Annotated in this window: 14 protein-coding genes; 2 read left to right on the top strand and 12 right to left on the bottom strand. The window is 68.5% G+C overall.

Annotation, left to right across the window (positions count from 1 at the left end; genetic code table 11):
• The first annotated feature begins 236 nt into the window (after positions 1 to 236).
• Positions 237 to 866: a TetR/AcrR family transcriptional regulator gene (locus JOL79_RS15435; protein WP_210156502.1), complete on the top strand. Its 630-nt coding sequence runs from the start codon at positions 237 to 239 to the stop codon at positions 864 to 866.
• The gene (locus tag JOL79_RS15430; protein WP_210156501.1) at positions 853 to 1443 is read left to right on the top strand and encodes a cob(I)yrinic acid a,c-diamide adenosyltransferase; all 591 of its coding nucleotides are present in this window, start codon (positions 853 to 855) and stop codon (positions 1441 to 1443) included. Before JOL79_RS15435 ends, JOL79_RS15430 begins: the two co-directional genes overlap by 14 nt.
• 15 nt (positions 1444 to 1458) lie before the next feature.
• On the opposite strand, the gene JOL79_RS15425 is transcribed toward JOL79_RS15430, so the two are convergent.
• From JOL79_RS15425 to JOL79_RS15370, 12 genes are all read right to left on the bottom strand, one after another.
• Positions 1459 to 1854 (bottom strand): DUF2550 domain-containing protein, encoded by a 396-nt coding sequence (locus JOL79_RS15425; RefSeq protein ID WP_307848534.1) that lies wholly within the window; start codon positions 1852 to 1854, stop codon positions 1459 to 1461.
• 37 nt (positions 1855 to 1891) lie between these two features.
• The gene (locus JOL79_RS15420) at positions 1892 to 2293 is read right to left on the bottom strand and encodes a F0F1 ATP synthase subunit epsilon (RefSeq protein ID WP_210156499.1); all 402 of its coding nucleotides are present in this window, start codon (positions 2291 to 2293) and stop codon (positions 1892 to 1894) included.
• A 79-nt stretch (positions 2294 to 2372) separates the two neighbouring features.
• Entirely contained in the window at positions 2373 to 3803 is a 1431-nt protein-coding gene (atpD, locus tag JOL79_RS15415; RefSeq protein WP_210156498.1) for a F0F1 ATP synthase subunit beta, read from the bottom strand.
• Between the two features lies 1 nt (position 3804).
• Positions 3805 to 4704 (bottom strand): F0F1 ATP synthase subunit gamma, encoded by a 900-nt coding sequence (locus JOL79_RS15410; RefSeq protein ID WP_210156497.1) that lies wholly within the window; start codon positions 4702 to 4704, stop codon positions 3805 to 3807.
• Positions 4705 to 4707: 3 nt separating this feature from the next.
• Positions 4708 to 6357 (bottom strand): F0F1 ATP synthase subunit alpha, encoded by a 1650-nt coding sequence (gene atpA / locus JOL79_RS15405; RefSeq protein ID WP_210156496.1) that lies wholly within the window; start codon positions 6355 to 6357, stop codon positions 4708 to 4710.
• Positions 6358 to 6382: 25 nt separating this feature from the next.
• Positions 6383 to 7192, bottom strand: a complete 810-nt coding sequence (locus tag JOL79_RS15400; RefSeq protein ID WP_210156495.1) for a F0F1 ATP synthase subunit delta — start codon at positions 7190 to 7192, stop codon at positions 6383 to 6385.
• A complete protein-coding gene (locus tag JOL79_RS15395) occupies positions 7192 to 7740 on the bottom strand; it encodes a F0F1 ATP synthase subunit B (protein ID WP_210156494.1) in 549 nt (182 codons plus the stop codon). The genes JOL79_RS15400 and JOL79_RS15395 overlap by 1 nt, the downstream gene beginning before the upstream one ends.
• A gap of 30 nt (positions 7741 to 7770) precedes the next feature.
• Positions 7771 to 8004, bottom strand: a complete 234-nt coding sequence (atpE, locus tag JOL79_RS15390; protein WP_210156493.1) for an ATP synthase F0 subunit C — start codon at positions 8002 to 8004, stop codon at positions 7771 to 7773.
• Positions 8005 to 8088: 84 nt separating this feature from the next.
• Positions 8089 to 8880 (bottom strand): F0F1 ATP synthase subunit A, encoded by a 792-nt coding sequence (atpB, locus tag JOL79_RS15385; protein WP_210156492.1) that lies wholly within the window; start codon positions 8878 to 8880, stop codon positions 8089 to 8091.
• 134 nt (positions 8881 to 9014) lie between these two features.
• A complete protein-coding gene (locus JOL79_RS15380; RefSeq protein WP_230984822.1) occupies positions 9015 to 9230 on the bottom strand; it encodes an AtpZ/AtpI family protein in 216 nt (71 codons plus the stop codon).
• Between the two features lie 63 nt (positions 9231 to 9293).
• A complete protein-coding gene (locus JOL79_RS15375; RefSeq protein WP_210156490.1) occupies positions 9294 to 9716 on the bottom strand; it encodes a Cg1360 family ATP-synthase-associated protein in 423 nt (140 codons plus the stop codon).
• A 106-nt stretch (positions 9717 to 9822) separates the two neighbouring features.
• Positions 9823 to 11115 carry a glycosyltransferase family 4 protein gene (locus JOL79_RS15370; RefSeq protein WP_210156489.1) on the bottom strand — a complete coding sequence of 431 codons (1293 nt, stop codon included), beginning with the start codon at positions 11113 to 11115 and terminating at the stop codon, positions 9823 to 9825.
• Positions 11116 to 11187: the final 72 nt, after the last annotated feature.

Here is an 11187-nt window from a genome sequence, read left to right as displayed (position 1 = left end):
AAAAAGTCCGATTTGGCTGGGTACGTGCAAATGCAATTGCATCCGGAAAACCGAATGTCCTCTCATCACTTTGATGGCGATTTGACCGCCTTGTCAAGCTGTCATCCGGCTTCGGCATAGCTGCGAAGTGCGATTTTCACGACACTTCCAGTCAAAGGATCTTGGGTTCATAATGAGTAGTTCTGGGGGGCCATGACAACGCGAGGTGCATAGTGGCAGGACGGGACTACAGGGGGATGTCGGCCGCTGAGAGGCTGGCCGACCGACGCGAGCGGCTACTGAACGCCGCTTACTCCCTTTTCGCCCATCCCGGCTTCCACGCCACCACGATCGAGCGGCTCTGCGCGACGGCCCGCATCTCCAACCGGGCCTTCTACGAGTGCTTCTCCAGCCGGGAGGATCTCATGCGCGCCGTATACGAGCGGTGCGTGGAAGAGACGCTGGCGTCGGTCACCCAGGCCATCGACAAGGCCCCGTCGACCCTGGACGACCGCATCGTGGCCGGCATTGCGGAGTACATCCGCTTCGTCACGAAGGATGTCCGCCGGGCACGGGTGATGCACTTAGAGGTGCGCAGGGCGGGCGACGTGCTCAGCGGCGCCCGGCAGCACACCGTCGGAGCCTTCACCAAGATCATAGAGAGCTCGGTCGGGGACGGGTCCGACCCGTCGGCGCCGGAGCTCCACCTGCTGGCGCTCGGCCTCATCGGAGCCATGACGGAGCTGCTCATCGAGTGGGTGCTGGCCAGCCCTCCCCCGCCCACGGAGAAGCTGGTCGAGGCGTCGGTGCACATCTTCCGCCGGACGTTCACCACCCCTGAGCTCTCCGGTTCCGGCCACTACGCTGGGCGTCATGACCCGAGCTGACAACGACAAGCCGGTCGTCCTGTCCAAGATCTACACCAGGACCGGTGACGACGGCACGACCGCTCTCGGCGACATGAGCCGCACCCGCAAGACCGATCCCCGCCTGGCGGCGTACGCCGACGTCGAGGAGGCCAACGCCGCCATCGGGGTCGCTCTCGCCACGGGCGGGCTTCCGGCGGACGTCGTGGCGGTGCTCGGACGGGTGCAGAACGAGCTGTTCGACGTCGGGGCCGACCTGTGCGCCCCGGTCACGGATGATGCGGAGTTCCCCCCGCTGCGGGTGGAGGAGTCGTACGTCACCTGGCTGGAGGAGCGGTGCGACGCCTTCAACGCCGGGCTGAAGCCGCTGCGCAGCTTCATCCTGCCCGGCGGCGCCCCGGCGGTCGCGTCGCTGCATCTCGCCCGGACGATCGTGCGGCGGGCCGAGCGGACGGTCTGGGCCGCCCTGGAGGCGCACGACGACGTGAACCGGCTGACGGCCACCTACCTGAACCGGCTGTCCGACCTGATGTTCATCCTGTGCCGGGTCGCGTCCGACGGCCAGGAGATCCTCTGGAAGCCCGGCGCCACCCGCTGAGGCGCCCCGCGGTCGTCAGGCCGCGTCGAGGTGGGCGCTGGGCGGGGCCGACTCCAGCCAGGCGAGAAAGCCGGTCAGCGCGTCCTCGCTCATGGCCAGGACCAGGGGCCCGCGCTCCGCGGAGCAGACGACGGTCCAGTAGCCGGCCGGGCCCTCTCCGGTGGTCAGCCGCCTGCGGCTGGAAACGGTGAGGCCGCGCCTCGCGATCGCGTGGCGCGGCCTCAGTCGCAGTCCCAGGAAGGGGATCCAGTGGAGCTCTCCCCCGGTGTAGCGGGCCACCCCGCTGCGCCAGCCCCCCTGGCCGTGGCGTACCCGGCACATGACCGTGCCGCGCCTGCGGGCCAGGGCGAACCCGCGGATACAGAGAAAGACGGCCACGGCGACGACGCCCGTGAATATGTCAAGCGCCACCACCGCCGCCCTCCTTCTACAGAGTCAGACCTCAGACTCAGAGCTCTTCGCCGGCCGCACGCAGCCGGGCCGCCGCACGCTTGGCGTCGAGCCGCGCGTCGGCGTCCTCCTGGTCGGCCTCGATCGAGGCCTGGGCGCGCTGCAGCGCGTCCTTCGCCCGGGCCACGTCCACCTCGGAGCCGAGCTCCGCCGTCTCCGCCAGGACGGACACGTCGTTGTCGGCGACGGAGATGAACCCGCCGTGCACCGCGGCCACGAGGTCTCCCCCGTCACCACGCTTGACCCGCAGCACGCCGCCCTCGACGAGCACACCGAGAACAGGAGCGTGTCCCGGCATAATACCGATCTCGCCGTCCACGGTCTTGGCTATGACCATGTCGGCGTCGCCGGACCAGATCTCGCGTTCCGGCGAAACCACGCCAACGCGAAGCGTTGCCACTTTTCTCAGCTCCCCCTTCAAGGAGCCGCCACAGGCGCCCGTACGGTCCGCAGCCGGGCCGTACGGGCGCGTGGGGCGACTAGCGCTCGAGTTCCTTCGCCTTGGCGATGGCCTGGTCGATGCCGCCGACCATGAAGAACGCCTGCTCGGGCAGGTGGTCGTACTCGCCGGCGCACAGGCCCTTGAAGGACGCGATGGTCTCGTCCAGCGGGACGAACTCGCCCGGCTGGCCGGTGAACGCCTCGGCGGCGTACATCGGGTGGGACAGGAAACGCTCGATGCGGCGCGCCCGCTGAACGGTGACCTTGTCCTCTTCGGAGAGCTCGTCGATGCCCAGGATGGCGATGATGTCCTGCAGTTCCTTGTACTTCTGCAGGATCCGCTTGGTCTCCTGGGCGACCGCGTAGTGCTCGTCACCGATGATCTGCGGGTCGAGGATCCGCGAGGAGGAGTCGAGCGGGTCCACCGCGGGGTAGATGCCCTTCTCCGAGATCGGCCGCGAGAGCACGGTCTGCGCGTCGAGGTGCGCGAACGCGTTGTGCGGCGCCGGGTCGGTGATGTCGTCGGCGGGCACGTAGATCGCCTGCATCGAGGTGATCGAGTGACCGCGGGTCGAGGTGATGCGCTCCTGGAGCACACCCATCTCGTCCGCGAGGGTCGGCTGGTAACCCACGGCGGACGGCATGCGGCCGAGCAGCGTGGACACCTCGGAACCCGCCTGGGTGAAGCGGAAGATGTTGTCGATGAAGAGCAGCACGTCCTGCTTCTGGACGTCGCGGAAGTACTCCGCCATGGTCAGCGCCGACAGCGCCACCCGCAGACGGGTGCCCGGCGGCTCGTCCATCTGGCCGAAGACGAGCGCGGTGTCCTTGAGGACGTCCGCCTCCTCCATCTCCAGCCACAGGTCGTTGCCCTCACGGGTGCGCTCGCCGACGCCCGCGAACACCGAGGTGCCCGAGAACTTCAGCGCGACACGGCGGATCATCTCCTGGATCAGAACGGTCTTGCCGACGCCCGCGCCGCCGAACAGACCGATCTTGCCGCCCTTGACGTACGGCGTGAGCAGGTCGATGACCTTGATGCCGGTGGGCAGCATCTCGGTGCGCGCCTCGAGCTGGTCGAAGGCCGGGGCCGGACGGTGGATCGGCCACCGCTCATTGACCTGGATGGACGCCTTGGGTGCGTCCAGCGGCTCGCCCAGGGCGTTCCACACGTGGCCCTTGACCGAGTCGCCGACCGGCACCGAGATCGGCGCGCCGGTGTCGGTGACGGCGGCGCCACGCACCAGGCCGTCGGTGGGCTGCATGGAGATGGCCCGGACGATGTTGTCACCCAGGTGCTGGGCGACCTCGAGCGTCAGGGTCTTGGTCTCCTCGCCGAGCGTGACGTCGACGGTGAGCGCGGCGTAGATGTCCGGCATGGCCTCGACGGGGAACTCCACGTCGACGACCGGACCGGTGACGCGGGCGACACGGCCCAGCGTGGTGGTCTCAACAGTCTGTGCGGTCATTTCACTCTTTCCCCGCTGCGGCGTCAGCCAGCGCGTTGGCGCCACCGACGATCTCGCTGATTTCCTGGGTGATCTCGGCCTGGCGTGCCTGGTTCATCTGGCGGGTGAACACGCCGATCAGCTCGTTGGCGTTGTCGGTGGCCGACTTCATGGCCCGCCGCCGGGCCGCGTGCTCCGACGCGGCCGACTGGAGCAGCGCGTTGAACACACGCGACTCGATGTAGCGCGGCAGGAGCTGGTCGAGCACCTCACCCGCGGCCGGCTCGAACTCGTAGTAAGGCATCGGGCCGTCCGGCGGCGCCTCAGACTCCTCGACCTCCAGCGGCAGGATCCGCTTGACGATCACGTTCTGGGTCAGCATCGAGACGAACTCGGTGTAGACGACGTGGATCTCGTCGATCCCGTTGTCCTCCTTGAACGCCTCGATCAGCGCGCCGGCGATGTCCTTGGCCTGGGCGTACGACGGGTTGTCGGAGAACCCGTCCCACTCGCCGAACAGCTCCCGGCCGCGGAAGCGGTGCCAGGTGATGCCCTTGCGGCCCACGACGTACGGCTTCGCCGTGATCCCACGCGAGACCAGGTGGGCCTTCAGGGCCTCGGCCTCGCGCAGCACGTTGGCGTTGTAGCCGCCGGCGAAGCCGCGGTCGCTGGTGACGATCAGGACGCCGGCCGTGGCCGGCTGCTCCTTCGCCACGGTCAGCGGGTGGTCCACCGTCGCGGTGTTGGACAGGACGGCCGACACCGCGTGCGTGATCTCACGCTCGTAGGGCACGGCCGCCTGCATCCGCTGCTGCGCCTTGACGATGCGCGACGAGGCGATCAGCTCCTGCGCGCGCGTGATCTTCGCGGTGGAGCGCACCGACCGGATCCGCCGTCGCAGCTGCCTCAGCTGAGCACCCATCGGTTACTTCGCCTCGGGCTTGCGCACGTGCCGGACGACCTTCTCCTGGCCGACCTCGGAGGCGTCCAGGGCCTCGACCGGCTCGTCCTTGACGAGCAGCTCGCCGCTGGAGGTGGTGAAGCCCTTCTTGAACTCCGTGATGGCGTCCTTGAGGGCGGTCACCGTGTCGTCCGACAGCTCCTTGGTCTCCCGGATGCTGTCGAAGACACCCTTCTGGGTGGTCTGCAGGTGGTCGAGGAACTCGCTCTCGAACCGCCGGACGTCCTCGATCGGCACGTCGTCGAGCTCGCCGGTGGTGCCGGCCCAGACCGACACGACCTGCTTCTCGACCGGGAACGGGCTGTACTGCGGCTGCTTGAGCAGCTCGACCAGGCGGGCGCCCCGCTCCAGCTGGGCGCGGGAGGCCGCGTCCAGGTCGGACGCGAAGGCCGCGAACGCCTCCAGGTCGCGGTACTGCGACAGCGAGAGCCGCAGCGTACCGGCCACCTTGCGCATGGCCTTGACCTGGGCGGATCCGCCGACTCGGGAGACCGAGACACCGACGTTGATCGCCGGGCGGACGCCGGCGTTGAACAGGTCGGTCTCCAGGAAGCACTGGCCGTCGGTGATCGAGATGACGTTGGTCGGGATGAACGCCGAGACGTCGTTGCCCTTCGTCTCGATGATCGGCAGACCGGTCATCGAGCCGCCGCCCATCTCGCTGGACAGCTTGGCGCAGCGCTCCAGGAGCCGGGAGTGCAAGTAGAAGACGTCGCCGGGGAACGCCTCACGGCCCGGCGGGCGGCGCAGCAGCAGCGACACCGCGCGGTACGCGTCGGCCTGCTTGGTCAGGTCGTCGAAGACGATCAGGACGTGCTTGCCCTGGTACATCCAGTGCTGCCCGAGGGCCGAACCGGTGTACGGCGCGATGTACTTGAAGCCCGCGGGGTCGGACGCCGGGGCGGCCACGATGGTGGTGTACTCCATCGCGCCGGCCTCCTCCAGACGGCCGCGCACCTGCGCGATCGTGGAGCCCTTCTGGCCGACGGCGACGTAGATGCAGCGGACCTGGCGGGCCGGGTCACCGGACAGCCAGTTCTCCTTCTGGTTGAGGATCGTGTCCACCGCGATCGCGGTCTTGCCGGTGCCACGGTCACCGATGATCAGCTGGCGCTGGCCGCGGCCGATCGGGGTCATGGCGTCGATCGCCTTGAGGCCCGTCTGCAGCGGCTCCTTCACCGGCTGGCGCTGGACCACGGAGGGGGCCTGAAGCTCGAGGGCGCGGCGGCCCTCCGCCTCGATGGAGCCCTTGCCGTCCAGCGGGTTGCCGAGGGGGTCGACCACGCGGCCGAGGAACGCGTCACCGACCGGGACGGACAGGACCTCGCCGGTACGGCGGACCTGCTGTCCCTCCTCGATGCCGCTGAAGTCGCCCAGGACGACCGCGCCGATCTCGCGCACGTCGAGGTTGAGCGCCAGGCCGCGCGTGCCGTTCTCGAACTCGATCAGCTCGTTCGCCATCGCCGAGGGCAGCCCGGAGACATGGGCGATGCCGTCGCCGGCGTCGACGACGGTCCCGATCTCCTCGCGCGCGGCGCCTTCCGGCTCGTACGCCTGGACGAAGCGCTCAAGCGCGTCCCGGATCTCGTCCGGCCGGATCGTAAGCTCCGCCATCTCTACTCTGTCTCCCTATTCGCCTTCAGCCGGCCAACCGGCGGCGGACTTCTTCGATACGTCCGGCGATCGTGGTGTCGATGTAGTCGTCTCCGACCTTCACGGAGAACCCACCGAGCACCCTCGGATCCACCTCGACGTTCAGGTGGACGTCTCGCCCGTAGGTGGCCCGCAGCCATGCCGCGAGCCGCTGCTTCTGCTCCTCGCCCAGCGGTACGGCTGTGCGCACGACGCCCACCAGACGCTCCCGCGCCCGGGCGACGATCCACCCGTACTGGTCCAGGGCCGTCTCAAGGCTACGTCCTCGCGGATGCACCACGACCTGGGTGACCAGGCGGAGCGTGGAGGGGGCGACCTTGCCGCCGAGCAGCCCGGCGAGCAGCTCCCGCTTGCGCTCCGCCGGGACCCCGGGGTCGCTCAGCGCGCGGCGCAGGTCGGGATTGGCCGACAGGATGCGGCCGAACCGGAACAGCTCGTCCTCGACGTCGTCGAGACGCCCGTCCGACTCGGCCTCGGCCGCGGCGGCCATGACGCCGACGCGCTCCAGCGAGTCGGGCAGGTCGCCGGCGTGTGACCACCGGGACCGGACCGCGGCGACCGCGACCTCAAGGGCGGTCGCCGAGATCTTGCCTTCGAGCAGCCCGCGGACGACCTGCTCCTTCTGGTCCGCCGGGCGGGCGGGGTCGGAAAGGCCCCGCCGCAGCCCGTGTTCCCGGTCCAGCAGATCGGCGACGGCGAACAGCTCGTCGGCCAGCGTGCCGAGGTCGGCGGACGCCGCGACGGCGTTGAACCGCTGCTCGACCTCGGCCAGGGCCGTTCTGCTCAGGCCGCGCATCAGCGGACCGCCTCCGGCCGGCCCTCGAGCTCCTCGAGGAACCTGTCGACGATGCGGCGCTGACGCGCCTCGTCCTCAAGCGACTCGCCCACGATGCGGGAGGCGAGCTCGGTGGAGAGCCGGCCGATCTCGCCCTGCAGCTGCGCGAACGCCTGCTGCCGGTCGGCCTCGATCTGGGCGTGTGCCGCCTCGACGAGACGCCGGGCCTCGGCCTGCGCCTCCTCGCGGAGCTCCGCCTTGATCTGGGCGCCCTGCTCGCGGGCCTCCTCGCGGAGCCGGGCCGCCTCCTGGCGGGCCTCCGCGAGCTGGGCCCGGTACTGCTCGAGAGTGCGCTGGGCCTCGGCTTGCGCGTCCTCGGCCTTCTTGATGCCGCCCTCGATCGCCTCGGTCCGCTCGGCCAGCGTCTTCTGGATGCGCGGGGTGAGGATCTTTCCGACGACGAGGAAGACGACAAGGAAGGCGAAGCTGCCGACGACCAGTTCGTAGGCCTGCGGGAAGAGAGGGTTCTCCGCTCCCTCCGCGGCCAGGAGCGCAGCTGCTTCAGTCATTGGTGCAGCCTTCCGTTAGGAATGGTCGTCTTACTTGATGCCTTGGAAGATGAACGGGGCGACGAGGCCGATGAGGGCCAGCGCCTCGGTGAGGACGAAGCCGAGGAGCATGTTCTGGCGGATCACGCCGTACGCCTCGGGCTGACGGGCGATCGCCTGCACGCCCTGACCGAAGATGATGCCGACGCCGATGCCGGGGCCGATGGCGGCGAGACCGTAACCGATGGCGGTGACGTTGCCGGAGACCTCAGCGAGAACGCTCATTACGGTGCTTCCTTTACTGGTCGGCCGGTGACGGCTCACCGGTCTGATCTACGTCGTGGGTGTTCTTCGTCTCGAGGGGGAGACTCAGTGGTCTGCGTGCAGCGCGCCGCCGATGTACATGGCGGCGAGCAGCGTGAAGAGGAACGCTTGCAGGAACTCGATGAACATCTCGAAGCCGGTCATCGCGATGGTCATCACGGCACCGAGCACGCCGAGCCCGGATCCCAGCGGGGTGAGCCTCTCGAAGAGGAACCAGAACCCGACCGAGCTGAAGAAGGCGAGCAGCATGTGGCCCGCGAACATGTTGGCGAACAGTCGGACCGCGTGCGTGAACGGCGCGATGATCATGTTCGAGAGGAACTCGATCGGGGACAGCAGCAGGTAGATCGGCTTCGGGAGTCCCGGCGGGAACATCATGTTCTTGAAGTAGCCGATCGGCCCCTGGTGCTTGATGCCCAGGTAGATCCGCAGTGCGTAGATCACTACCGCGAAGACGATCGGGAAGGCGATGTGCGACGCGATCGGGATCTGGATCAGCGGCACCACGCCGAAGAGGTTCCACAGCAAGATGAGGAAGAACAGGCTCATCAGCAGCGGCATCCACCGCTCGGCGTCCTTGCCCAGGAAGGGCCGGGCCACCTGGTCGCGGACGAACTCGTAACCCTTCTCGCCGATGTTCTGCATGCCCCGCGGCACGAGCTGCGGCTTCGCGAACGCGCTCCACGCGAAGGCGCACACCAGCAGCGCGCCCACGACCGCGAAGATCACCGGCTTGGTCAGCCAGGCCGGGGCGCCCTCGTAGAGAGGCGGGAAGTTGAAGATCGACGGCCCGGGAGCCTGGAATTCGTCCCCGGCCACAAGCACCAGCGGGGTCACAGGACCACCTCGGCTACCCGCTTGGGGCCGATTGCCCGAAGCATGTGCTTGTTCGTCCGTTCGCTACGCTCGCGCACGGGCGTTCCCTTCAGAGTGATCGATCAACAGAAGAGCGAGGGAAGCCGGCCGGGCTGTCAGCGGCCGTACTTCACATAGACGAGGTAGACAGCGAGCCCGACCCCAAGAATGACGCCTATAGGGATGAACGCGTACACGCCTGTCCAACGGCTCAGCAACCAGCCAGCGCCGCCCCACACCAGGATCCCGGAGAGAATGTAGCTCGGGACCGACCAGGCAGCGTTGGCGAAGTCGCGACCGTCGTTTTCCGGCGTGCGCTTCTGTTCGCTCATCGCGGGCACGACGATAGCAGGAGCGGCGCGGACTAGTCATATCGGGCTGCCCCACGCGTCGGCTCACCGCGATCCCCGGCCGGGCACCTGGACGTCGGGCTCGACGTACAGCATCTTCAGCTTCATGAAGCCGCGCATCTCACCCGCGGTCCACGCCAGCGTGCAGGCGACGACCGTCAGGGCGAGTGACTTGGTGTCGAAGGCGCTGACCCCGTCGATGGCGATCATCAGGAGCATGAGCGCCAGCACCTTGACGACATAACCGACCACGGCGGCCGCCATCATCGCCATCGGGGACACACGGCCCGCCCAGGAGACCACCGCCAGTCCGACGGTGAAGAACGCGGCGACGAGGACCAGGCCGATGCCGGCGCCCAGCGCGCCCTTCGCACCGATCGCGAACGCCGCGACGACCACGGCGACCAGACCGACGATCAGAGTCGGCACGGCGGCGCCCTTGAGCACGCGCACGTCGTTGGCCTGCATCGGAACTCCTGTGATCGGTTGTCAAGCGAGCGATTGCTACCTTTACGGGCGCGACGAGCGCCCGCCTCTGCTAGTGAAAGCTATCACAAGCTTCCAAGTGTGAGCTTTACCTGGTCTTTCGACCGGCCACCTGATCGTGGCGCGGGCCTGCGACGTGCTTGTCCCCCGGCATCGCGGGGCGCGGAAGCGAGGCGCGCGCGGGCGCCTGCGCCGGGATCTCCGAAGCCGCCGCGTCTCCCACCGGCGCCGCCGGGACGGCGGCGTGTGCGCCGATCTTCCGGTAGCGCAGGGCGTCCCTGCGGCTGCGCCACCGCGGCAGCGCCATCACCACCAGCACGCCCACGGCGAGCAGGATCGTCAGCGGGAACAGGACGAGCGGCACGCCGCTGACCGACAGGCCCACGATCGTGAACGCGAACAGGAAGGTCCACGCGTACATGATCAGCACGCTGCGTCGGTGGGAGTGCCCGATGTCGAGCAGCCGGTGGTGCAGGTGTCCCCGGTCGGGGGCGAACGGCGACAGACCGGCCGACGTCCGGCGTACGACCGCCATGATGAGGTCGGCCAGGGGCAGCACCATGACGGCCACCGGCAGGAGGAGCGGCAGGATGACGGGGAACCGGTTGATGCTCGCGTTGGGCTCGACCGACGACGTGATGGTGATGAGCGAGGTGGCGAGCAGGAGCCCGATCAGCATGGCGCCGGTGTCACCCATGAAGATCTTGGCCGGGTTGAAGTTGTGCGGCAGGAAACCGAGGCACATGCCGATCAGAATCGCGGCGATCGCCGCGGTGACGTTGATCCGCGAGCCGCTGCTGGTCTGCGACAGCACGATCGAGTAGGCGAACGTCGCCATGGCCGCGATGCCGACGATGCCGGCGGCGAGACCGTCGAGCCCGTCCACGAAGTTCACCGCGTTGATGACGACGACCACGATGAGGATCGTGATGACGGTTCGCAGGGTGCTGTCGAGGCCCGTCGCCCCACCCATGAACTGCGGCAACGGCAGAAACGGCAGGTACATCCCGAAGTAGACGAGCAGCCCGCCCGCGCCGACCTGGCCGCCGAGCTTCACCAGCGCGTCCATGCCCAGCCAGTCGTCGAGGAAGCCGGTCACCACGATGAGCGTGGCCGCCGACAGCAGGGCGATCACGGTCTGGCCGCTCTGCCCGCTGCTGAAGGCGTCGCCGACGTACGGCAGGCGCGTGGCGACCAGAATCCCCGCGGCCATCCCCCCGAACATCGCCAGACCACCCAGCCGGGGGATCGGGACCTTGTGCACGTCCCTGTCCCGCACCTCCGGCGCCGCCCCGATGCGCAGCGCGAACACCCTGACCGGCGGCACCAGCAGGTACGTCACCGCGGCCGCCACGAGCGCCAAGAGGAAGTAAAACCGCACGGACCCAGCTTCCCGGTTAGGCGTACCAGTTGTAACGGGACACCGACGTGACGGTCCTGTTCGCCGCGGCCT

Origin of the sequence: Microbispora oryzae (assembly GCF_017896165.1) — a bacterium.
Lineage (GTDB): Bacteria > Actinomycetota > Actinomycetes > Streptosporangiales > Streptosporangiaceae > Microbispora > Microbispora oryzae.
The sequence above is the reverse complement of the archived record's forward strand: the minus strand, read 5'-3'. Positions and strand labels throughout refer to the sequence as shown.

Bases quoted from the DNA above. Each gene is read 5' to 3' on its own strand.
- JOL79_RS15435 (WP_210156502.1), top strand. From the start codon at position 237: ATGTCGGCCGCTGAGAGGCTGGCCGACCGACGCGAGCGGCTACTGAAC.
- JOL79_RS15430 (WP_210156501.1), top strand. From the start codon at position 853: ATGACCCGAGCTGACAACGACAAGCCGGTCGTCCTGTCCAAGATCTAC.
- atpD (WP_210156498.1), bottom strand. From the start codon at position 3,803: ATGACCGCACAGACTGTTGAGACCACCACGCTGGGCCGTGTCGCCCGC.
- JOL79_RS15410 (WP_210156497.1), bottom strand. From the start codon at position 4,704: ATGGGTGCTCAGCTGAGGCAGCTGCGACGGCGGATCCGGTCGGTGCGC.
- atpA (WP_210156496.1), bottom strand. From the start codon at position 6,357: ATGGCGGAGCTTACGATCCGGCCGGACGAGATCCGGGACGCGCTTGAG.
- JOL79_RS15400 (WP_210156495.1), bottom strand. From the start codon at position 7,192: ATGCGCGGCCTGAGCAGAACGGCCCTGGCCGAGGTCGAGCAGCGGTTC.
- JOL79_RS15395 (WP_210156494.1), bottom strand. From the start codon at position 7,740: ATGACTGAAGCAGCTGCGCTCCTGGCCGCGGAGGGAGCGGAGAACCCT.
- atpE (WP_210156493.1), bottom strand. From the start codon at position 8,004: ATGAGCGTTCTCGCTGAGGTCTCCGGCAACGTCACCGCCATCGGTTAC.
- JOL79_RS15380 (WP_230984822.1), bottom strand. From the start codon at position 9,230: ATGAGCGAACAGAAGCGCACGCCGGAAAACGACGGTCGCGACTTCGCC.
- JOL79_RS15375 (WP_210156490.1), bottom strand. From the start codon at position 9,716: ATGCAGGCCAACGACGTGCGCGTGCTCAAGGGCGCCGCCGTGCCGACT.